18 protein-coding genes are annotated in these 21687 nt (G+C 73.9%); 7 read left to right on the top strand and 11 right to left on the bottom strand.

What is annotated here, in order from left to right:
- Nucleotides 1-114 precede the first annotated feature (114 nt).
- From mraY to mraZ, 8 genes are all read right to left on the bottom strand, one after another.
- Entirely contained in the window at nt 115-1251 is a 1137-nt protein-coding gene (gene mraY / locus J7462_RS10890; protein ID WP_208569731.1) for a phospho-N-acetylmuramoyl-pentapeptide-transferase, read from the bottom strand.
- A complete protein-coding gene (gene murF / locus J7462_RS10895) occupies nt 1248-2660 on the bottom strand; it encodes a UDP-N-acetylmuramoyl-tripeptide--D-alanyl-D-alanine ligase (protein WP_219463935.1) in 1413 nt (470 codons plus the stop codon). Before murF ends, mraY begins: the two co-directional genes overlap by 4 nt.
- On the bottom strand, nt 2657-4219 hold the full coding sequence (locus J7462_RS10900; protein WP_219463937.1) for a UDP-N-acetylmuramoyl-L-alanyl-D-glutamate--2,6-diaminopimelate ligase: 1563 nt from the start codon (nt 4217-4219) through the stop codon (nt 2657-2659). The genes murF and J7462_RS10900 overlap by 4 nt, the downstream gene beginning before the upstream one ends.
- Before the next feature lie 52 nt (nt 4220-4271).
- On the bottom strand, nt 4272-5945 hold the full coding sequence (locus J7462_RS10905; RefSeq protein WP_374197515.1) for a peptidoglycan D,D-transpeptidase FtsI family protein: 1674 nt from the start codon (nt 5943-5945) through the stop codon (nt 4272-4274).
- Nucleotides 5924-6631: a hypothetical protein gene (locus tag J7462_RS32110; protein WP_255597675.1), complete on the bottom strand. Its 708-nt coding sequence runs from the start codon at nt 6629-6631 to the stop codon at nt 5924-5926. The genes J7462_RS10905 and J7462_RS32110 overlap by 22 nt, the downstream gene beginning before the upstream one ends.
- Before the next feature lie 5 nt (nt 6632-6636).
- Nucleotides 6637-7233, bottom strand: coding sequence for a hypothetical protein (locus J7462_RS10910; protein WP_219463939.1), 597 nt, complete (start codon nt 7231-7233; stop codon nt 6637-6639).
- Nucleotides 7230-8339 (bottom strand): 16S rRNA (cytosine(1402)-N(4))-methyltransferase RsmH, encoded by a 1110-nt coding sequence (rsmH, locus tag J7462_RS10915; protein WP_219470227.1) that lies wholly within the window; start codon nt 8337-8339, stop codon nt 7230-7232. The genes J7462_RS10910 and rsmH overlap by 4 nt, the downstream gene beginning before the upstream one ends.
- Before the next feature lie 209 nt (nt 8340-8548).
- On the bottom strand, nt 8549-8980 hold the full coding sequence (mraZ, locus tag J7462_RS10920) for a division/cell wall cluster transcriptional repressor MraZ (RefSeq protein WP_208569736.1): 432 nt from the start codon (nt 8978-8980) through the stop codon (nt 8549-8551).
- 354 nt (nt 8981-9334) lie between these two features.
- Between mraZ and J7462_RS10925 the strand changes: the two genes are divergently transcribed.
- Genes J7462_RS10925 through J7462_RS10935 form a run of 3 tightly spaced genes read left to right on the top strand, consistent with a single transcriptional unit; the run spans nt 9335 to nt 11995 of the window.
- On the top strand, nt 9335-10582 hold the full coding sequence (locus J7462_RS10925; RefSeq protein ID WP_208569768.1) for a MurT ligase domain-containing protein: 1248 nt from the start codon (nt 9335-9337) through the stop codon (nt 10580-10582).
- A complete protein-coding gene (locus tag J7462_RS10930) occupies nt 10572-11294 on the top strand; it encodes a type 1 glutamine amidotransferase (protein ID WP_219463941.1) in 723 nt (240 codons plus the stop codon). Before J7462_RS10925 ends, J7462_RS10930 begins: the two co-directional genes overlap by 11 nt.
- Nucleotides 11291-11995 (top strand): TVP38/TMEM64 family protein, encoded by a 705-nt coding sequence (locus J7462_RS10935; protein ID WP_219463943.1) that lies wholly within the window; start codon nt 11291-11293, stop codon nt 11993-11995. The genes J7462_RS10930 and J7462_RS10935 overlap by 4 nt, the downstream gene beginning before the upstream one ends.
- Nucleotides 11996-12066: 71 nt before the next feature.
- Here J7462_RS10935 and J7462_RS10940 read toward each other — a convergent pair whose 3' ends face one another.
- Both J7462_RS10940 and J7462_RS10945 read right to left on the bottom strand, forming a co-directional pair.
- Nucleotides 12067-12753 (bottom strand): response regulator transcription factor, encoded by a 687-nt coding sequence (locus J7462_RS10940; RefSeq protein ID WP_219463945.1) that lies wholly within the window; start codon nt 12751-12753, stop codon nt 12067-12069.
- A complete protein-coding gene (locus J7462_RS10945; protein ID WP_219463947.1) occupies nt 12656-13984 on the bottom strand; it encodes a sensor histidine kinase in 1329 nt (442 codons plus the stop codon). The genes J7462_RS10940 and J7462_RS10945 overlap by 98 nt, the downstream gene beginning before the upstream one ends.
- 132 nt (nt 13985-14116) lie before the next feature.
- Here J7462_RS10945 and J7462_RS10950 point away from each other — a divergent pair, with 132 nt between their 5' ends.
- Both J7462_RS10950 and J7462_RS10955 read left to right on the top strand, forming a co-directional pair.
- The gene (locus J7462_RS10950) at nt 14117-15028 is read left to right on the top strand and encodes an ABC transporter ATP-binding protein (RefSeq protein WP_219463955.1); all 912 of its coding nucleotides are present in this window, start codon (nt 14117-14119) and stop codon (nt 15026-15028) included.
- Between the two features lie 145 nt (nt 15029-15173).
- Complete coding sequence (locus tag J7462_RS10955; RefSeq protein WP_219463957.1) at nt 15174-15866, top strand: ABC transporter permease; 693 nt, start codon at nt 15174-15176, stop codon at nt 15864-15866.
- Nucleotides 15867-15958: 92 nt separating this feature from the next.
- On the opposite strand, the gene leuS is transcribed toward J7462_RS10955, so the two are convergent.
- Entirely contained in the window at nt 15959-18823 is a 2865-nt protein-coding gene (gene leuS / locus J7462_RS10960) for a leucine--tRNA ligase (protein ID WP_219463960.1), read from the bottom strand.
- A gap of 497 nt (nt 18824-19320) precedes the next feature.
- On the opposite strand from leuS, the gene J7462_RS10965 reads away from it, so the two are divergent.
- Nucleotides 19321-20379 carry a MoxR family ATPase gene (locus J7462_RS10965; RefSeq protein ID WP_091237553.1) on the top strand — a complete coding sequence of 353 codons (1059 nt, stop codon included), beginning with the start codon at nt 19321-19323 and terminating at the stop codon, nt 20377-20379.
- 1 nt (nt 20380) lies between these two features.
- Nucleotides 20381-21679 carry a DUF58 domain-containing protein gene (locus tag J7462_RS10970; RefSeq protein WP_219463962.1) on the top strand — a complete coding sequence of 433 codons (1299 nt, stop codon included), beginning with the start codon at nt 20381-20383 and terminating at the stop codon, nt 21677-21679.
- Nucleotides 21680-21687 lie beyond the last annotated feature (8 nt).

Below are 21687 nucleotides of genomic sequence, written 5' to 3' on the forward strand. Positions count from 1 at the left end.
GAAATGCGCGACGGGGGCCCCTCCGGTAGGAGGAACCCCCGTCCGCCGGTGGTCCGGTGGCGTCCCGGCGCGGACGGAACCGGCGCGCGGGGCAGGTACCGGCCCGGAACGCGATCAGCCCATGCTGGCGAGGAAGTCGCTGTAGAACAGGCCCAGCGCGATGGCCACCCCGATGCCCGCGATGATCCAGAACCGGACCACGATGTTGACCTCGCTCCAGCCGGCCAACTCGAAGTGGTGCTGCAGCGGGGACATCCGGAACACCCGCTTGCCGGTGGTCCGGAACGAGATGATCTGGATCACCACGGACATCGTGATGATCACGAACAGCCCGCCGAGGATCGGCAGCAGCAGCACGGTACGGGTGGACATCGCCATCCCGGCGATCAGCCCGCCCAGGCCCAGCGCGCCGGTGTCGCCCATGAAGATCCGGGCCGGCGAGGTGTTCCACCACAGGAAGCCCACGCACGCCCCGGCCGCCGCCCCGGCGATCAGCGCGATCTCCAACGGGTCCCGGACGGCGTAGCAGTAGTTGTCCGGGTTGGCGGTGTACGTCGGGTCGGCGCACCAGTGCCGGTACTGCCAGAACGCGATCAGCGCGTACGCGGCCAGCACCATCACCGAGGCGCCGGTGGCCAGCCCGTCCAGCCCGTCGGTGAGGTTGACCCCGTTGGTCGCCGCCATCACCACCATGATGATCACGATCACCGAGGCGACCTTGCCGATCTCCAGGGCCGGGATGTCCCGGATGAAGCTCAGCGTGGTGCTGCCCACGGTCTCGGTGTTGGTCGTCGCGCCACTGGCGTCGGTCATGCTGCTCGGGAAGTACAGCGCGACCACCCCGAAGACCGCGCCGACCAGGATCTGCCCGAACAGCTTGCCGCGCTTGTTGAGCCCGCCGCTGTGCCGCTTGCGCACCTTGAGGAAGTCGTCGATGAAGCCGACCGCGCCGGAGAAGACCATCAGCCCCAGCAGCACCAGGGCGGTGATGGTCGGCTCGACCTGGGCGATCTGCGCGTCCGGCAGGGTGGTCAGGGCGAGGTGGCCGGCGACGTACGCGATGACCGTGGCCAGGATGAACACCACGCCGCCCATCGTCGGCGTGCCCTTCTTGCCCTCGTTGCTGGCCAGCCCGAGGTTCGATCGGATCGGCTGGCCGGCCTTGAGCCGGGCGAACACCTTGATCGCCAGCGGGGTGGCCAGCAGCGACACCAGGAACGCCACGCCGATGGCGACGATGACCGCCCTCACGCGGCACCCCCCGCGCCGGGCCCGTCAGCCTGGGCGTCGGCCCGCAGGGCGTCGACGACCTCCCAGGTGCGGTACCGGGAGCCCTTCACCAGGACGACGTCGCCCGGTCGTAGCTCGCTGCGCAGCACCTCGACGGCCGCCGCCTGATCGGTGAGCAGCACCGACTCTCCTCCCCAGTCACTTACCGCTGTCGCGCCCTCGTGGATCGGCGCGGCCGGCTCACCCACCACGAGCAGCCGGTCGACACCGAGTTCGGCCGCGAGCCGGCCGACCTCCCGGTGCCCCTCGTCCTCGTACGCGCCCAGCTCGGCCATGTAGCCCAGCGCGGCGAACGTCCGCCCGCCCCGGTGCATCCCGGCCAGCGCCCGCAGCGCCACCGCCATCGAGGCCGGGTTGGCGTTGTACGAGTCGTCGATCACGGTCACCCCGTCGGGACGGGTGAAGACGTCCATCCGGCGGCTGGAGACCAGCCCCAGGTCGCCCAGGGCCGCCGCCAGCTCGGCCAGCGGCATGCCCAGCTCCCGGGCCACCGCCGCCGCGGCGAGCGAGTTGGAGACCTGGTGCCGGCCGGTCAGGCCGAGCCGCACCGGGGCCGTCCCCTCCGGGGTGACGAGGGTGTACGCCGGCCGGCCCCGCTCGTCCAGGGTGACGTCGACCGCGCGGACGTCGGCGTCGGCGGACTCGCCGTAGCGGACCACCCGGGCGGCGGTGCGGGACGCCATCGCGGCGACCAGCGGGTCGTCGGCGTTGAGCACGGCCAGCCCGTCGGCCGGCAGCGCCTCCACCAGCTCCCCCTTGGCCAGGGCGATGTTCTCCACCGAACCGAACTCGCCCAGGTGCGCCACCCCGACGTTGAGCACCACCGAGACCTGCGGCGGCACCACGTCACAGAGGTAGCGGACGTGTCCGACGCCCCGGGCGCCCTTCTCCATCACCAGGTACCGGGTCTGCGCGGTGGCCTGCAACGCGGTGTACGGGTGCCCCAGCTCGTTGTTGAACGACCCGGGCGGGGCGACCGTCGGGCCGAGCCGCACGGCGAGCTGCGCGATCAGGTCCTTGGTGGTGGTCTTGCCCGAGGAACCGGTCAGCCCGATCACGGTGAGCCCGGGCAGCCGGTCCACCACCGTGCGGGCCAGCCGGCCCAGCGCGGCCAGCGCGTCGTCCACCAGCACCATCGGCACCCCGGGCAGCTCCCGGGTGCCGAGCACCGCCACCGCACCGGCGGCGACCGCACCGGCGGCGTAGTCGTGCCCGTCGACCCGCTCGCCGGGGAAGGCGACGAAGAGCGCCCCGGCGGCGACCTTGCGGGAGTCGAACTCGACCGGACCGGTGACCACGGTGGCCGGGTCGGCGGCGTGCAGCCGGCCACCGACCGCCGTGGCGACCTCGGCCAGGCTCAGCGGGATCACCGGCGACCCGCCAGGTCGCCGAAGCGGACGCGCAACGCCTGCGCCAGCTCGGTGCGGTCGTCGAACGGGTGCACCTCGCCGGCGATCTCCTGACCGCGTTCGTGTCCCTTGCCGAGCAGCGCCACCACGTCGCCCGGTGCGGCCAGCCGCACCGCCTCGGCGATCGCCTCCCGTCGGCCCGGCACCTCGACGATCCGGGCGGCGGCGTCGGCGGCGTACGCCCCGGCCAGCACCTCGGCCCGGATCGTCGCCGGGTCCTCGGTGCGCGGGTTGTCGTCGGTCACCAGCACCACGTCGGCACCCCGGGCGGCGGCGGCACCCATCACCGGCCGCTTGCCCCGGTCCCGGTCACCACCGGCGCCGATGACGCAGATCAACCGGCCGGTGCCGGTGTCGCGCAACGCGGCCAGGGCCGCCACCACGGCGTCGGTCTTGTGCGCGTAGTCGACCACGCCGCGCACCGGCGCGTCCCCGCTGACCAGTTCCAGCCGGCCGGGCACCCCGCCGCAGGCGGCCACCCCGGCGACGGCGGTCGCCGGGTCGACCCCGGCGGCGACCAGGCAGGCGACGGCGAGCAGCGCGTTGGCCACGTTGTGCCGGCCGGGCAGCGCCACCCCGGCGGGCAGGGCCAGGTCGTCCGGGCCGTGGGCGGTGAACCGCTGGGCGTAGCCCTCGCCGCCGACCCGGTCGGCCCACCAGGTGGCGGTCGGGTCGCCGGCCGCCGAGTAGCTGACCGTGGCCGGGCGGAACAGCGGACGCAGGGCCGGGTCGTCGTGGTTGAGCACCTCGACCCGGCAGCGCCCGTCGAACAGTTTCGCCTTGGCGGCGAAGTAGTCGGCCGAGTCGGCGTGGAAGTCGAGGTGGTCGGAGCCGAAGTTGGTGTAGCCGCCGACGGTGAACCGGACCCCGCCGACCCGGCCCATCGCCAGCGCGTGACTGGACACCTCCATGACCACCGCGGTCACCCCGCGCTCCCGCGCGGCGGCGAGCAGCGCGTGCAGGTCGGTGGCTTCCGGGGTGGTCCGGACGCTGTCGATCACCAGGTCACCCAACCGGGTCTCCACCGTGCCGATCAGGCCGGTGACGTGACCGGCGGCGCGCAGCCCCGACTCGATCAGGTAGGCGGTGGAGGTCTTGCCGGCGGTGCCGGTCACCCCGATCACGGTCAGCCCGTCGGTCGGGTCGCCGTAGACCGCGGCGGCCAGCTCACCCAGCACCGCCCGGGGGTCGGGCGTCACCAGCACGGGCAGCCCGGTCGCGCCGGCCGCCGCCGCACCGGACGGGTCGGTCAGCACGGCCACCGCGCCGGCCGTGGCGGCGGCGGCGGCGAACTCCGCGCCGTGCCGACGGGCACCGGGCAGCGCGGCGTACAGGTCGCCGGGGCGGACCTCCTGGCTGGCGTGGGTCACCCCGGTCACGACCAGCGCGGCGGCGTCGGCCGGCGGCGTCACGGCGAGCCGGTCGGCGAGGTCGCCGAGCCGGACTCCGGGCACGGTACGGGGGCGTGGATTGCCGGGCACGGCGTCAGACCCTACCCGGTCGTCCGGTTCCGGCCGCACAGCCGCCCCGGTGGTTCGTCGGCACTCACCGATGATGTCCCGCCGTTCCCGGTCAGCGCGGAAAGACCTCGAAGTTGGGAGACTTCCCGCGCGACGGCGGGACCCGGTAGTGACGCAGCGTGAAGCCCATCATCTCGCGGAACGCCGGGGCGACGACCGCGCCGCCACCGCCCTCGGGGTTCCACACGAAGACCGCCACCACGTACCGGGGTGCTTCGGCGGGGGCCATCCCGATGAACGAGCCGACCTCGCCGGGTTGCTGCTTGCCGTTGACGTAGCGCAGCCCGGTGCCGGTCTTGCCGGCGATCCGGTAGCCGGGCACCGCGGCGGCCAGGCCGGTCGCGCCGTCGACGGTGGTGACCGCCTCCAGCAGGGTACGCAGCGCGGCGGCGTTGCTCGGGCTGAGCACCGAACGGGTGACCGGGGCGGCGGCCGGGGTGCGTTTGCCGTCCGCCCCGACCACCTCCTTGATCAGGTGCGGCTGGACGTAGGTGCCGTCGTTGGCGATCGTGGCGTACGCGGCGGCCATCTGCAGCGGGGTCGCGTCGACGCTGTGCCCGATCGGCACCGAGCCGTAGGACGAGCCGCTCCACTGGTCGGCCGGGAGCAGCCGCCCGGACGCCTCGCCGGGCATCCCCTCGCCGGTGGGCTGCCCCAACCCGAACCGCTTCTGGTAGTCGATCAGCCGGTCCGGGCCGAGCCGGTCGCCGATCTCGATGGTGCCGACGTTGGACGAGTAGGCGAGCATCCCGGCCACGCTCAACTTCTTACCCTCGGCCGGGTGGGTGTCGCGGAAGGTCACCCCGCCCCGGGTGATGGTGTTGGCGACCGGCCAGGCGCTGTCGGGGGTGATGACGCCCTCCTGCAACGCCGCGCCGTAGGTGATCGCCTTGTGCACCGAACCCGGGTCGACCACGAAACTGGTGGCCGCGTCCTCCCGGTCGGTGGGCCGGCTCTGATCCGGTGACGCCGCGTTGTAGGTCGGGTTGCTCGCCTGGGCCAGCACCTCACCGGTCTTGACGTCGAGCACCACGGCCGCGCCGATCGCGCCCCGGGTCTGCGCCATCTGCCGGCTGAGGATCTGCTGCACCTGGAACTGGAGGTCCCGGTCGGTGGTGAGCACCAGCGAGCTGCCCGGCCTGGGGGCGGTGGTCTGGCTGTAGCCGCCGGGGATGGGCGCGTCCAGGTCGCCCGCGCCGGCCTCGTAGACCCACCGGCCGTCCTGCCCGCGCAGCACGTCGTCGTAGCGGGCCTCCAGCCCCTCCAGACCGTCCATGTCCGGGCTGGTGAAGCCGACCAGGTTGGCGGCCAGGTCACCGCCGGGCACCTCGCGGCGCTCGTCACGGTGGGTGCCGATGCCGGCCAGTTCGAGCGCCTCGATCTGCTTGGCCTGGGCGATGTCGACGCCCCGGGCCAGATAACGGAACTGGAGCCCGCCCTGGCGCTTCATCTTCTCGGCCAGCTCGGAGACGGGAATGCCGAGCAGCGGGGAAAGCAGCTTCGCGGTCTCCGTCCGGTCCTTGACCAGGGTGGGGTCGACGAAGACGTACCGCGCCTCGACGCTGCGGGCCAGCGGGGCGCCGTTGCGGTCCTCGATCGACCCGCGCGGGGCCGGCAGTTCGACCCGGCTGAGCCGGTTGCCGACGCCACCGCCGGCGTACGCCGGGGTGTCCACGGCCTGCAGGACGACCAGCCGGATACCGATCACGGCGAAGACCGCCAGCACGAGCGCGGTGCCCAGCCGCAGCCGGCGTCGCGGTTCGGCCAGCTTCGGCGGGCGACGCGGCTTGCGGACCGGTCGCCGGCCGGCGGGCCGGTCGGTGCGCCGGGGTGCCTCGGTCCGGCGGGGGCACCCCGGCCGGGTGCGTCGGTGCGGCGCGGGGTGGTGCGGCCGGGGCGGCGGCGCGGCGCGGGCGGATCGGCGAACTCGTCGTCGTCGGGGGCGGCCGTGGCCGGCACGGTCCGGATGACGCCGGTGCGCCCGGTCGGGGCGGCCTCCCGGCGGCCGGCCCGGTTGGCGGCGGCCCGGCCGCCGTCGAGCACCTGGAGGGCGGGCCGGAACGGGTCGCCGGAGCGTCCGGCCCGGGGGGTACGCCGTTGCCCGCCCCGTTCGTCGCTGCTCTCCCGGATGGTCCGCCCCCGGGGGGTGTACGCCCGCGCGTCGGAGATCCCCCCGCCGTCCCCGGCGCGGGGCTGCCCGGTGCGGGCGTCCCCGGCCCGGCCCTGTCCCCGGGACTCACCGGCCCGGGGTCCGGCGGCCGGGGGTTCGCCGGTGCGCGACTGCGGGGTCCGTGGTTCTGGTGTGCGGGGCTCCGGCGGGCGTGGCTCGCCGCCCCGGGCGGTCCCACCACGAACCGATCCGCGCCGGGAGCCCGTGGCGTCCCGGCGCGGTTCGTCGGATCTGGGTGGCACGGGTGTTACCCCCCGTTGCCCTGCTGGCTGGTGATCGCCGGCTGTCCGTCGGCCGGCTGCGGCACGCCGATCAGCCGACCGTCCGGCAGCCGGATGTACGCCGGTTCGCCGGCCTCCACCAGGCCCAGCTTGCGGGCCTCGGCGGTCAGGTTGCCCGGCTCCTTGGCCTCCTCGATCTGCTTCTCCAGCTGCTGCTGGTCGACGTCGAGGCGGGCCTGCTGCTGCTGGAGCTGCTGGAGCCGGAACGCGTTCTCGTTGATCTTGGTGTTGACGGCGAGGATGCCCAGCACCCCACCGACCACCAGCACCACGATCAGTGCCGCGAACGGCGCCCGGGGCACCCGGACCGGCGGCGGCGGCGCCACCCGCAGCCGGGGTGAACCGGTGCCGGTGGTCCGGGTGGCCGGCTGCTCGGCCGGCCGCAGCGCGGCGCTGCCCTGGGTGGGGAACTCGCGCGCCCCCCGGCGAGCCTCCCCCGCTCGACCGGCGAGGTCCGCCGGCATCGTGGTACGGGTCGTGCGCTGCGCCGTGGTCCGGCCCCCCGACCGCGGTGCGCGCTGCCCGACGACCGCGTCGCGGTCGTCACGCTTGTTGACGTTCATGTCCCCTCCCCCTGTTCGTCCGTCCTGCCGTCCCCCGACGTCGCCCCGTCGTCCACTGTGGAACCCGGCGTCGACCCCGTGCCCGGTTGGTGCATCGCCCTGACCCGTCGGCGGGACCGTTCGCGGTCGGTCCGCCCCTGCTGCCCGGTGGTCGGGTCGAGTCGCTCCGCCGCCCGCAACCGCACGGATGCGGCCCGCGGGTTCGCGGTGACCTCGGCCTCCCCGGCGAGTTCGGCACCCCGGCTGAGCAGCCGGAACGTCGGACCCGACCCGGGTAGTTCCACCGGGAGGTCGACCGGGCCCTTACTGCGGACCCGGTCGGCGAGCGCCTGCTTGGTGAGCCGGTCCTCCAACGAGTGGTAGGACAGGACCACCATGCGACCGCCCACGTTGAGCGTGTCGAGGGCAGCCGGCAGCGCCGTCTCCAGCACCACCAGTTCCCTGTTTACCTCGATCCGTAAAGCCTGAAACGTTCTCTTGGCCGGGTGTCCCCCGGTTCGTCGCGCTGGTGCCGGAATGCTCTCCCTGACCAGCTCGGCCAACCGGGCCGACGAGGTGATCCGGCCCCGCTCCCGCTCCCGCAGGATCGCCGAGGCGATCCGGCCGGCGAACTTCTCCTCGCCGTAGACCCGCAACACCCGGGCCAAGTCCGGGTGGGAGTAGCTGTTGACCACCTCCTCGGCGGTCACCCCCCCGGTCTGGTCCATCCGCATGTCCAGGGGCGCGTCCTGGGCGTAGGCGAACCCGCGGTCGGGCGCGTCGAGTTGCAGTGAGGAGACGCCCAGGTCGAACAGCACCGAGTCGATGCCCGGATAGCCCAACCGCGCCACCACCTCGGGCAGCTCGTCGTAGACGGCGTGCTCCAGGTGGATCCGGTCGGCGAACCGGGCCAGCCGGACCCGGGCGTGCGCCAGGGCCTCGGTGTCCCGGTCCAGGCCGATCAGCACCGTGTGCGGGTGCCGTTGCAGCACCGCCTCGGCGTGCCCGGCCAGACCCAGCGTGGCATCGACGTGGACCGTACGGCCGCCCCGGTCCAGCGCGGGGGCCAGCAGCTCGAGGCACCGCTCGAGCAGCACCGGCACGTGCGTGCCGCGCAGCTCCCCCATGTCGACCCCCACTGTGGAATAAGTCTCGTCGTGTCGCGCTCTGCTCGTCGGACGACGCCGTACCGTCGTACCGCCAGATCCCCATCCGCTCCCGCTCCGGCTCCGGGTCACCGACCCGGGGTGGAGATCGTGCCCCTGGCACCGGGGAAGGGGCGCCAGGAACTCGAAAGCGGCTGGAGATCTCGCAGTACGTCGGGCGTCGCCACGCCCTACAGACCGCCGGGCAGCACCCCCTCCTCGATGTCGGCGAAGTCGTCTTCGCTGTCGGCGAGGTAGCTCTCCCAGGCCGCCCGGTCCCAGATCTCCACCCGGGTGGACGCCCCGATCACCACCAGATCCCGGTCGAGCGCGGCATAGGACCGTAGGTGGGCCGGGATGGTGACCCGGCCCTGCTTGTCGGGGACCTCGTCGTGCGCGCTGGCGAAGAAGACCCGGCTGTAGGCCCGGGCCGCCTTGTTCGTCATCGGCTGCGCGCGCAACTGCTCGGCGATCCGCTGGAACTCGGGCGTGGGGAAGACGTAGAGACAGCGATCCTGTCCTTTGGTGATCACGACACCCCCCGCCAGTTCGTCCCGGAACTTGGCCGGAAGGATCAACCGACCCTTTTCGTCCAGGCGCGGAGTGTGGGTGCCGAGGAACATCGGCCCAACCCCCTCGCCCTGAGCGGCGTTCGCGGCGCCGCTGACCCCCTGGGCCGGTGGGCCCTCCCGGCCTCACCAATGCGCCCCACTCTACTCCACTTCCCTCCACCTGCAACCAGAATCGCCCGCCCGGCGCGTCGCCGACGGGGATAAAACCGCACGTCAGAGCCGGTGGAGCGAAGTGGAGGGCCGAGCCGCCCCCGCGCCGCGTCCGCTACCCGACATTGATCGACTCCGTCCGGTGGAGCGCTCACCGACCGGACGCCCGGCCCACCCCGACCGAACGGTTCGCCGTCGGCGGCGATCTGGCGGGCGCGGAGGTCCGGTAACCTCGCTCGCGTGACAGACGCGAAGATGCCCCTGCGGGCGAAGGTGGCCAGCTCCGTGTCGAGGACCGCCGCGGCGCTGTCGCGCGCCGCCGGCCGGGGCGACGGCTCGGTGATCGGCGGGTGGATCGGGCTGAAGATCGACCCGGACCTGCTGGCCCACCTCTCGGCCGGTCGCGCCATCGCGCTGATCTCCGGCACCAACGGCAAGACCACCACCACCCGGCTCAGCGCCGCCGCCGTCGGCGTGCTCGGCCGGGTCGCCACCAACTCCTTCGGCGCCAACATGCCCACCGGGCACACCTCGGCGCTGGCCAAGGCCGGCAGCACCCCGTACGCGGTGCTGGAGGTCGACGAGCACTACCTCGCGCAGGTGCTGGAGGCCACCGAACCGCACGTGGTGGCCCTGCTCAACCTCTCCCGCGACCAGCTCGACCGGGCCAAGGAGGTGGCCATGATGGCGCAGCTCTGGCGGGCCGCCCTGATCCGGCACACCGACGTGCGGGTGGTGGCCAACGCCGACGACCCGATGGTGGTCTGGGCGGCGACCCCGCCGGCCGACCCCGCCCGGGGCGTCCGCCCGCCGCACGTCACCTGGTTCAGCGCCGGCCAGCGCTGGCACGACGACTCCTGGGTCTGCCCGGAGTGCGGCTCCACCATCCAGCGCTCCGGCGAGCAGTGGTGGTGCACCGGCTGCCCGCTGCGCCGCCCGGACGCCCAGTGGACGGTGGAGGACGACGGTGTGCTCGACCCCACCGGGGCCTGGCACAAGGTGACCCTCCAGCTCCCCGGCAAGGTCAACCTCGGCAACGCGGCCACCGCCCTCGCCGTCGCCGCCGAGTTCGGGGTACGCCCCGTCGACGCGGTCTCCCGGCTGCACACGGTCAGCTCGGTCGCCGGCCGGTACGCCCAGGTCGACCGGGACGGCCGCAACATCCGGCTGCTGCTGGCGAAGAACCCGGCCAGCTGGCTGGAGGCGTTCGACATGGCCGACGAGGCGCCGACCCTGCTGTCCATCAACGCCCGCGACCCCGACGGGCTGGACACCTCCTGGCTGTTCGACGTCGACTTCGCCCCGCTGCGCGGCCGGCAGGTGCTCATCACCGGCGACCGGGCGTACGACCTGGCGGTCCGGCTCGACGTCAACGGGGTGCCGTTCCAGCACGTCCGGGCGTTCGGCGAGGCGGTCCGGGCGGTGCCGCCGGGCCGGCTGGAGGTCATCGCGAACTACACCGCCTTCCAGGACATCCGAGCGGAGTTGGACCGTGTCAACTGAGAGCCTGCGTATCGTCTGGATCTACCCCGACCTGCTCTCCACCTACGGCGACCGGGGCAACCTGCTGATCCTGGCCCGCCGGGCGCAGCAGCGCGGGATGCCGGTCGAGGTGCTGGAGGTCCGCTCCGACCAGCGGCTGCCCGCCACCGCCGACATCTACCTGATCGGCGGCGGCGAGGACGGCCCGCAGGCACTCGGCGCGCAGCGCCTGCTCGCCGACGGTGGCCTGCACCGGGCCGTCGCCCAGGGGTCGGTGGTCTTCGGCGTCTGCGCCGGCTACCAACTGCTCGGCACCTCCTTCTTCGCCAAGGGCACCAAGTGCGCCGGGCTGGAGCTGCTCGACCTCTCCTCCGACCGGGGTCCCACCCGGGCGGTCGGCGAGCTGGCCGGCGAGATCGACCCGAGGCTGGGGGTGCCGGCGCTGTCCGGGTTCGAGAACCACGGCGGCCGGACCCACCTCGGCCCCGGTGTGTCGCCACTGGCCCGGGTCAGCGCCGGGGTCGGCAACGACGGCGTCACCGAGGGGGCCTGGCGGGGCAGCCTGCTGGGCACCTACTCGCACGGGCCGGCACTGGCCCGTAACCCGGCCCTGGCCGACCTGCTGCTGCGCTGGGCCACCGGCGCGCACCAACTCCCCCCGCTGGACGACACCTGGGCCGACCGGCTCCGCTCCGAACGCCGCACCGCGGTGGCCTCCGCCGCCCGGACATGACCCACCGTCGGGCGGCCGCGGTCGCCGCCGCCCGGCGGTCGCTCGGTCAGCCGTCCGCCCGGCGGTTCGCCCTGCTGCTGGTCATGCTCGTCGGGTTCGCGGCGGTGCTGCTGGTGGCACCCCGGCCGGACGTCGGCGAGCTGCCCCGGCTGGCCGACACCCTCGGCGGGTACGCCCCGGTCGTCGGGATCGTCGTCGGGGCGTTGCTGCTGGTGGCGCTCGTCCCCCGGACCTTCGTCACGCTCGTGGCGGGGGCCGTCTTCGGTGCCTTGGAGGGGGCGGCGTACGCGCTCGGCGCGGCGCTGCTGGCCGCCGCGCTCGGCTTCGCCGTCGGCCGGGTGCTGGGGCGGGAGTTCGTCGCCGAACGGGTACGCGGCCGGCTGGCCCGGCTCGACGGCTGGTTCGCCCGGCAGAGCGTGCTGGGCGTGATCACCGTACGGATGCTGCCGATCGCCGGGTTCGGCCTGGTCAGCTACGGCTACGGCACCACCGGGGCGCGGGTGTTGCCGTTCCTGGTCGGCAGCGTGCTGGCCTCCGCCCCGACCGCCTTCGGCTACGCCGCCGTCGGCGCGGCGGCCAGCTCCCCCGGCAGCATCAACTGGTACGCCGCCGCCCCGGCCGGCCTCGGGCTGATCGCCAGCGCGGTGCTGGCGTACCAGTGGTGGCGGGCGGAGCGCCGACGCCGGCTCGACCCGGGCTGACCCCGACCGGCGTCGGGGACCGGCGCCGACGCCGGACGGGCCGGCCGGTGGCGTGCCGTCGCCCCGGCGGGTCAGGGGCCGCGATCCGCGTCACGGTCGTCACGGTGCGCGGGGTGGACCAGCCCGGCCTCGTAGGCGGCGATGACCAGGTGTACCCGGTCCCGTGCGCCGAGCTTGGTGAACAGCCGGGCCACGTGGGCCTTGGCGGTGGCCGCGCTGATGAACAGGTGGGCGGCGATCTCCGCGTTGGACAGTCCCCGACCGACCAGGGTCAGCACCTCGCGTTCCCGCTCGGTCACCCCGGGCAGGGGGCGCGGGTGGGCAGCCCGGTCGGGGCGGCGGGCGAATTCGGCGATCAGCCGGCGGGTCACCGCCGGAGCGATGAGGGCGTCACCGGCGGCGACCACCCGGACCGCGCCGAGGATGTCGTCCAGGGCCATGTCCTTGACCAGGAATCCGCTCGCCCCGGCACGCAGTGCGCCGTGCACGTGCGCGTCGTCGTCGAACGTGGTCAGCACCAGCACCCGGGTCGGGCCGCCGGCGGCGGTGATCGCCCGGGTGGCGGTGATGCCGTCGGTCCCGGGCATCCGCAGGTCCATCAGCACCACGTCGGGCACCACGTCCCGGGCCAGCCGGACCGCCTCCGTGCCGGTGCCGGCCTCACCGACCACCTCGATGTCGGGCGCGTCGGCGATCAGCACCCGCAGACCCGCGCGGACCAGCGGCTGGTCGTCGACGAGCAGCACCCGGATGCTCACCCCTCGGCCTCGGCGGGCACCTGGACGCCCACCCGTCCGCCGTCGGCCGGCAGGCGGACCGCAACCCGGAAGCCGCCCTCCGGGCGCGGCCCGGCGGCGAACCGGCCCCGAGCAGAGTCGCCCGTTCCCGCATGCCGAGGATCCCGTGCCCGACGCCCGCACCGCCGGGCGGAGTGCCCCGGCCCGCGTCGACCACCTCGACACGGAGCCCGTCCGGCAGATAGTCGAGGGTGACCCGGCACTGGTCGACGCCCGCGTGCCGCACGACGTTCGTCAGGGCCTCTTGCACGATCCGGTAGGCCGCGAGGTCGACCTCCCCGGGCAGGGGTCGGGGCGGGCCCTCCCGGCGTACCGCCACCCGCACCCCCGCGTCGGCGGCCACGTCGACCAGCCGGTCCAGGTCCGCCAGACCGGGCGGCGGGTCCAGCGACGCCTCCGCCTGCTGCGGGTGACGCAGCGCGCCGACGGTACGCCGCAGCCCGGCCAGCGTGTCCCGGCTGGTCTGCTCGATGGCGGCGAGCGCAGCCCGGGCCTCCCCCGGCTGGGTCTCGATGACCCGGGCGCCGACACCCGCCTGGATGGCGATGACACCGATGCTGTGCGCCACCATGTCGTGCACTTCCCGGGCGATCCGCAGCCGCTCCGCGGTGACCGCCTCGACGGCGGCGTGCGCGCGTGACTCCTCGGCCTGCCGACCGCGGGCCCGCGCCGCGCCGCCGGCCACCACGGCGGCGACCACCAGCAGCACCGAGCTGGCGGCCCGGTCGACCGGGCCGGTGGCTGAGTTGACGAAACCCGCCGTGACCTGCAGCACGAGCACCACGGCGGCGGCGGGGACCGCGATCCGGCCCGGGAAGCGTGCCGCGACCAGCCCCACCATCGCATCGATGACGAGGAACTGCAGGTACCAGACGGCGGACAGGTAGCCGTTCTCCCAGGCGTTCGTCGCCACGGTCACCGTGCAGGCCCCGACGAGGGCCAGCCCCAACGCGAGCAGCGGACGACGTCCCAGCAGCGCGGCGGGCAGCAGCACCACCAGCGCCGGCGCGAGGTAGCGCAGCGGAATCCCCGGCACGCTCCCGTCGGGGGTGGGGACCGGCAGGAGTGGACCACCCGTGCCGACGGTCGACGCGAACAGCACCACGACCGGGAACAGGCCCACCCCGGCCCAGATGAGGACCGTCCGCACCCGGTGGGCGACAGGGTACGGACGGGCGGCGACGGCACGCATGGGCACACCGTAGCCAGCGGGCGGCCGGGTGGTCATCAGCCGGCGGGCGTACGCCCCCGGGCCCGTCCCACAGTGCCCGAAGTGGCCGGCGGTACGACGCCCGCTCGGCCACCGTCCGGCAACGTCGAAGCCGTGATCGAGATACGTGACCTCACCAAGCGGTACGGCCGGACCACGGCCGTCGACCGGCTCACCCTCACCGTCCGACCCGGACACGTGACCGGATTCCTCGGGCCCAACGGCGCCGGCAAGTCCACCACCCTCCGGTTGCTGCTCGGCCTGCACCGCCCGACCAGCGGCAGTGCCCTGGTGGACGGGCAGCCGTTCGCCGCGCGTCGGCGCGGGTTACGGCACGTCGGCGCGCTGCTCGACGCGGGCGACGTGCACGGCGGGCGGAGTGCCCGGTCGCACCTGCGGGCGCTCGCCGCCAGCAACGCCATCGGCCGGTCGCGGGTCGACGAGGTGCTGGGCGAGGTGGGCCTGAGCGGCGTCGCCGGACGCCGGATCGGTGGCTTCTCGCTCGGCATGAAGCAACGACTCGGTATCGCCGCCGCGCTGCTCGGCGATCCGCCGACGCTGCTGTTCGACGAGCCGTTCAACGGGCTCGACCCGGCAGGGGTGCGGTGGGTGCGCGAACTGTTCCGGCGGCTCGCCGCCGAGGGCCGGACCGTCCTCGTCTCCAGCCATCTGATGAGCGAGATGGAACAGACCGCCCAGCACCTGGTGGTGATCGGCCGGGGCGAGTTGATCGCCGACGAGAGCCTGGCCGAGTTCGCCGCCCGCAGCGTCCGGGCGCAGGTCGTGGTCCGTACGCCGGACCCGACGGCGCTGACCGTCGCGGTGCGCGAGGCGGGCGCGGACGTCGGGACGGCCCCGGACGGGGCGCTCACGGTGACCGGCCTGAGCCCGACGGCGCTCGGCGACCTGGCCTTCAGCCGGGGCATCCCGGTGCACGAGTTGATCACCCGGTCCACCTCGTTGGAGGAAGCGTTCATGAACCTCACCGCCGACCGCGTCGACTACCGGGCGGGAGAACACCGGTGACCGCCCCGACCGAGGCCACCCGGGCGCCGGGCGCCGGGCCGTCGAGCCCGCCGCCCGCTTCCGTGACCTGCTCGCCGCCGAGTGGCTCAAGCTGTTCTCGCTGCGGTCCACCTACGGGTCGCTGGCGCTGATCGCGGTGTCGGCCGTGCTGTTCAGCGTGCGGGCGGCGCTGGCCGACCACCACAACTGGCCGGGCTACTCGGCGGAGCGGCAGGCCGCGTTCGACCCGATCCACGACGCCTTCCCCGAGGAGGGTTGGCTGTTCGTCATCCTCGCCGCCGGGGCGGTCGGCGCGGTGGCGATCGCCGGTGAGTACGCCAGCGGCCAGATCCGTACGACGTTCGCCGCCGTACCGGCCCGATCCGCCGTGGCCGCCGCCAAGGTGCTGGTGTTGGCGACGGTCATGCTGGCCGTCGGGGTGCTGACCGCAGCTGTGTCGTTCGGGCTGTCGCAGGCCATCCTCGCCGACCGGGGGGCCGGCGCGTCGCTCGGCGACCCCGGGGCGTTGCGGGCGGTCGTCGCCTCGGCGCTGCTGCTGCCGGTCTGCGCGCTCATCGGCCTGGGCTTCGGCGCGCTGCTGCGGCACACCGCCCCGGCGATCGTCGCGACCACGGGACTGCTGCTGCTGTTGCCGCTGGCCTTCGACCTGGAGAACCGGTGGACGGCCGCGATCCACAACGCCCTGCCGGTGCCGGCCTGGGAACGGCTCGTCGCGAACCCCTACATCCAGTTCAACGAGCATCTCGCCACGATCCCGGGTTCCTGGGTGGCCCTCGCCGTCTGGCCGGTCGTCGCCACCCTGGTGGCCGCGCTGGTCGTCCACCGCCGCGAACCCTGACCCGCCCCGGTCCGGCAGCAGCACGGGGGCGGGCCGGTGGGACGGGCCCCTCGCGCCGCGTGAAGCGTCGACGAGGGGCCCTTCCCGACAGCTCAGGCGACGACCGAGACCAGCCGGCCCGGCACCACGATGACCTTGCGGGGTTCCTTGCCGGCCAGCGCGGACGCGACCGCCGCCAGGGCCGCCGCCCGGACGGCCTCCTGCGGCGCGTCGGCGGGCACCTCGATCCGGCCCCGGACCTTGCCGTTGACCTGCACCGGGTAGGTGACCGTGTCGGCGACCAGCAGCGCCGGGTCGGCGGTCGGGAAGTCCGCGTACGCCAGGGAGGTGTCGTGGCCCAGCATCCGCCACAGCTCCTCGGCGACGTGCGGGGCGAACGGGGCCAGCATCAGCACCAGCGGCTCGGCCACCTCACGGGGGGTCTCCGCCAGCCGGGTCACCGCGTTGGTCAGCTCGATCAGCTTGGCGATCGCGGTGTTGAACCGGATGCCCTCCATGTCGGTCCGGACCCCGTCGATCACCCGGTGCAGCAGCCGGCGGGTCTCGGTGTCGGCGGGCGCGTCGGTGACCCGCAGCGTGCCGGTCTGCTCGTCGACCACGGCCCGCCAGACCCGTTGCAGGAACCGGTACGACCCGACCACCGCCCGGGTCTCCCACGGGCGGGACACCTCCAGCGGGCCCATCGACATCTCGTACACCCGGAAGGTGTCCGCGCCGTAGGCCGCGCACATGTCGTCCGGGGTGACCACGTTGCGCAGCGACTTGCCCATCTTGCCGTACTCGCGGGTCACCTCCTGTTCGCCGTGCATCCAGCGGCCGTCGACCTCGACGACCTCCTCGGCCGGCACCGGGGTGCCCCGGGAGTCGCGGAAGGCGTACGCCTGGATCATGCCCTGGTTGAACAGCTTGCGGAACGGCTCGAACGACGACACGTGCCCCAGGTCGTACAGCACCTTGTGCCAGAACCGGGCGTACAGCAGGTGCAGCACGGCGTGCTCGGCACCCCCGACGTACAGGTCGGTGCCCCCGCAGTCACCCTCGGCGCGCGGGCCCATCCAGTACGCCTCGTTCTCCGGGTCGACGAACCGCCCGGAGTTGGTCGGGTCCAGGTAGCGCAGCTCGTACCAGCAGGAGCCGGCCCACTGCGGCATCACGTTGGTCTCCCGGGTGTACCGCTGGGGCCCGTCGCCCAGGTCCAGCTCCACCTCGACCCAGTCGCGCCGCCGCGACAGCGGGGTCTCCGGGTTGCTGTCGGCGTCATCCGGGTCGAACGTCTTCGGGGAGAAGTCGTCCACCTCGGGCAGCTCGACCGGCAGCATCTCCTCGGGCAGCGCGATCGCCGCGCCGGTGGCGTCGTAGACGATCGGGAACGGCTCGCCCCAGTAGCGCTGCCGGGAGAACAGCCAGTCCCGCAGCCGCCAGGTGACCGCGCCGACACCGTGGCCGTTGGCCTCCAGCCAGGCGATGGTCGCCGCCTTGGCGTCGGCCACCCCCAGCCCGTTCAGGTCCAGGCCGCGCTCGGGCGCGGCGCTGTTGATCGCCGGCCCGTCCCCGGTGTACGCCTTCCCGTCGAACCCGTCGACCGGCTGCACGGTCCGCACGATCGGCAGCTCGAACACCTCGGCGAAGGCCCAGTCCCGCTCGTCCTGGGCGGGTACCGCCATGATCGCGCCGGTGCCGTAACCGGCCAGCACGTAGTCGGCGATGAAGATCGGGATCTGCCCACCGGTGACCGGGTGGGTGGCGTACGCGCCGACGAAGACGCCGGTCTTCTCCTTGGTGTCGGCCTGCCGCTCCACGTCGGTCTTGGCCGCCGCCGCCTTCCGGTACGCCTCGACGGCCTCCCGGGGGCCGGCGTGCCCACCGGTCCAGGCGTCCCGGGTCCCGGCCGGCCAGGCGGCCGGCGTCAGCGCGTCGACCAGCTCGTGCTCGGGGGCCAGCACCAGGTAGGTGGCCCCGAAGATGGTGTCCGGCCGGGTGGTGAACACTCTGATGCGGGCTTCGCCCGCGACACCGGAATCGGTGGTCCCGGTGGCGAAGTCGATGTGCGCGCCGGTGGACCGGCCGATCCAGTTGCGCTGCTGCAGCTTGATCGACTCGGGCCAGTCCAGGGTGTCCAGGTCGTCCAGCAGCCGGTCACCGTACGCGGTGATCCGCATCATCCACTGCTTCAGGTTGCGCTTGAAGACGGGGAAGTTGCCCCGGTCGGAACGGCCGTCGGCGGTGACCTCCTCGTTGGCCAGCACGGTGCCCAGCCCCGGGCACCAGTTCACCGGCGCCTGCGAGACGTACGCCAGCCGGTGGTCGTCGACGATCCGCCGCTGCTCGGCCGGGCTCAGCTCGGCCCAGGCCCGACCGTCGGGGGTGGGCCGGTCACCGGCGGCGAACGCGGCGGTCAGCTCGGCGATCGGCCGGGCCCTGCGGGCGTCGGCGTCGTACCAGGAGTTGAAGACCTGCAGGAAGATCCACTGGGTCCACCGGTAGAAGTCGGTGTCGATGGTGGCCACCGAGCGCCGGTCGTCGTGGGCCAGCCCCAGCCGGCGCAGCTGCGCCTTGTACCGCTCGATGTTGGCCACGGTGGTCGTGCGGGGGTGGGTGCCGGTCTGCACCGCGTACTGTTCGGCGGGCAGGCCGAACGCGTCGAAGCCCATCGCGTGCAGCACGTTGCGCCCGGCCATCCGCTGGTAGCGGGCGAAGCAGTCGGTGCCGATGTAGCCCAGCGGGTGGCCGACGTGCAGCCCCGCCCCGGACGGGTACGGGAACATGTCCAGCACGTACAGCTTCTCCGCGCCCGCCCGCGGGTGCCCGGGGTCGGCCAGCGGACCGGTCGGGTTCGGTGCGTGGAAGGTCCCCTCCCGCTCCCAGGTGTCCTGCCACCGACGCTCGATCTCGTCGGCCATGGCCGCGGTGTACCGGAACGGGGGGATGTCGCCCGCAGGTGCGGCTGCCTCACTCATACCTACTCCTTGGCGCGGTCATCGCGGTCGTGTCGCACTGACGCGATCATCGGGGACCGGTGCCCTCGGGCGGGACCGGCGCGGTCGTGTCGGATCTGGGGAGCGTCGGGCCCGCAGGACCCTGCCGCGGGCACGAAAAAGCCCCTCGCACAGGAGGGGCCGCCGTGCTGTCGCGCGTCAGCGCATCAGCACGGCCCGGTAAGAAGCAGGGAGACTGCGCTCATGTCCCGCAGTCTACCCCCTGGCAGCCGCAGGCCGGGGACCGCACCCGCCCCGACGGTCACCTTCCGTGAGCACCCGGCCGCGTCGGGTCCCCCGACCTGACGAATATCCGCTGTGTGACCGGCCGACTTCCGGCAGGGTTCGGCGTTCACCGTAAACATGGTTAGCCTGAGAGACCAGTGCGATTCCTGCGGCAGACGAGGCTTCCCGTTGCGAACCGAACGACGGGTCCAGGTGCTCTTTACCGAGCTGCCGTCGCGACGAGGAGAAGGCCCGTGACACAACAGACCTGGGACGAGGTGGGCGGCGTACTGCCGCACGACGAGTTCCGCGCCGCCAGCGAGGCCGTGGTGGCCAACATCGAGCAGGTCATCGAGGGCAAGACAGCCACCGTGCGGCTCGCCCTGGCCGTCCTGCTCGCCGAGGGTCACCTGCTGATCGAGGACGTCCCAGGAGTCGGCAAGACCAAACTGGCCAAGGCGCTCGCCCGGTCCATCGACTGCTCGGTGCGGCGCATCCAGTTCACCCCCGACCTCCTGCCCAGCGACGTCACCGGGGTCAGCGTCTACAACCAGGAGACGCACGACTTCGAGTTCCGCCCCGGCGCGGTCTTCGCCAACCTGGTGGTCGGCGACGAGATCAACCGGGCCTCCCCCAAGACGCAGTCCGCCCTACTGGAGTGCATGGAGGAGCGTCAGGTCACCGTCGACGGGGTGACCTACCAGCTGCAGACGCCGTTCATGGTGATCGCCACCCAGAACCCGATCGAGATGGAGGGGACGTACCCCCTCCCCGAGGCGCAGCGGGACCGGTTCACCGCCCGCATCGCGATGGGCTACCCGGGCCCGGAGGCCGAGCTGGCCATGCTGGACGGGCACGGCGCGGCCGACCCGCTCCAGGAGCTGCGGCCCGTCTCCGACGCCGACACGGTCCGCCGCCTGATCGCCACCGTCCGCAACGTGCACGTCGCCGACGCCGTCAAGCAGTACGCCGTCGACCTGGTCACCGCCACCCGGGAGGCCCCCGACCTGCGGCTGGGCGCGTCTCCCCGGGCCACCCTGCAACTGTTGCGCACCGCCCGCGCGGTGGCCGCCCTGGAGGGCCGCGACTACGTGCTGCCCGACGACCTCCAGGCGCTCGCGGTGCCGGTGCTGGCCCACCGGATCATCCCCACCGCCGACGCCCAGCTGGCCCGCCGCACCACCGACGCGATCGTCGCCGAGCTGGTGCACCGGCTGGCCCTGCCGGCCGACCGCAAGCGCCCCACCGGGTACGACACCCCCCGCCCCGCCGCCGGCAACGGCCGCCCGCCGTTCGAGCCGCGGAGGCCGTGACGTGCGTGCCGGGCTGCGTGGACTGACCACCCGGGGCCGTTCGTTCCTGGCGGCGGCGATCGCCGCGGCGATCTCCGCCGGCATCCTCGGCGAACGGGACCTGCTCCGGGTGGCGGTGCTGCTCGGCGTCCTGCCGCTGCTCGCCGCGCTGTACGTCGGCCGGACCCGCTACAAACTGGCCTGCAACCGCTCGCTGGACCCGCACCGGGTGCCGGTCGGGGCCAGCTCCCGGGTGGTGCTGCGGTTGCAGAACATGTCCCGGCTGCCCACCGGCACCCTGCTGCTGGAGGACCGGCTGCCCTACGCGCTGGGCAGCCGTCCCCGGGTGGTGCTGGAACGGCTCGGCGCGCACCAGGCCAGCTCGGTGGCGTACACGGTCCGCGCCGACGTACGCGGCCGCTACGAGGTGGGCCCGCTGGTGGTCCGGATGACCGACCCGTTCGGGCTGTGCGAGCTGAGCCGGGCCTTCCCCAGCACCGAGCAGCTGACCGTGATCCCGCAGGTCACCCCGCTGCCCTCGGTACGCCTACCCGGCGAGTACGCCGGCAGCGGCGACAGCCGGGCCCGGTCGGTGGCGGTGCACGGCGAGGACGACGCCGCCACCCGGGAGTACCGCAGGGGCGACGATCTGCGCCGGGTGCACTGGAAGTCGACGGCCCGCACCGGTGAGCTGATGGTGCGCCGGGAGGAACAGCCCTGGGAGAGCCGGGCCACGGTGCTGCTGGACACCCGGGCGCACGGTCACCGGGGCGACGGTCCCACGGCCAGTTTCGAGTGGTCGGTCTCCGCCGCCGCCAGCATCGCCTCGCACCTGCGGCAGGCCGGTTACAAGCTGCGCCTGGTCACCGGGGACGGGGTGGACGTGGACGCCACCGAGGCCACCGGGGACGGCCTGCTCCTCGACCAGCTCGCCGACGTCCGGCTCGACCAGCGTGGTGACGTGGCGACCCTGGTGCAGCGGGTCCGGCAACGCGCCGACGGGGGCCTGATCATCGCCTTGTTCGGCTCACTGACCACCAGTGAGGCGGAGCTGCTGAGCGGGCTGCGCGGCAGCGGCGCGACGTGCGTCGGCTTCGTGCTCAACAGCTCCACCTGGCTCAGCCTGCCGGAACGGGCCCGGTTCGAGGCCGACCAGACCCACGCCGCCGCCGCGTTGGCCCTGTTGCAGGGCGGCTGGCGGGTCATCGGGGTCAACCACGACGGCCAACTGCCGGTGCTCTGGCCGCAGGCCGGGCGCGGTTCGCAGGGCTTCGCGCTGCGTGCCGCCCTCGCCGAGACGGTCGCCGGGGCCGTCCGGTGAGCCGTCCG

It is taken from the genome of Micromonospora sp. RL09-050-HVF-A (assembly GCF_019374995.1).
Taxonomy (GTDB): domain Bacteria; phylum Actinomycetota; class Actinomycetes; order Mycobacteriales; family Micromonosporaceae; genus Micromonospora; species Micromonospora antibiotica.

What these genes read in the sequence shown, in the direction of transcription:
- rsmH (WP_219470227.1), bottom strand. Translation starts at nt 8,339, where the DNA reads ATGGGGGAGCTGCGCGGCACGCACGTGCCGGTGCTGCTCGAGCGGTGC.
- mraZ (WP_208569736.1), bottom strand. Translation starts at nt 8,980, where the DNA reads ATGTTCCTCGGCACCCACACTCCGCGCCTGGACGAAAAGGGTCGGTTG.
- J7462_RS10910 (WP_219463939.1), bottom strand. Translation starts at nt 7,233, where the DNA reads ATGAACGTCAACAAGCGTGACGACCGCGACGCGGTCGTCGGGCAGCGC.
- J7462_RS10925 (WP_208569768.1), top strand. Translation starts at nt 9,335, where the DNA reads ATGCCCCTGCGGGCGAAGGTGGCCAGCTCCGTGTCGAGGACCGCCGCG.
- leuS (WP_219463960.1), bottom strand. Translation starts at nt 18,823, where the DNA reads ATGAGTGAGGCAGCCGCACCTGCGGGCGACATCCCCCCGTTCCGGTAC.
- J7462_RS10945 (WP_219463947.1), bottom strand. Translation starts at nt 13,984, where the DNA reads ATGCGTGCCGTCGCCGCCCGTCCGTACCCTGTCGCCCACCGGGTGCGG.
- J7462_RS10935 (WP_219463943.1), top strand. Translation starts at nt 11,291, where the DNA reads ATGACCCACCGTCGGGCGGCCGCGGTCGCCGCCGCCCGGCGGTCGCTC.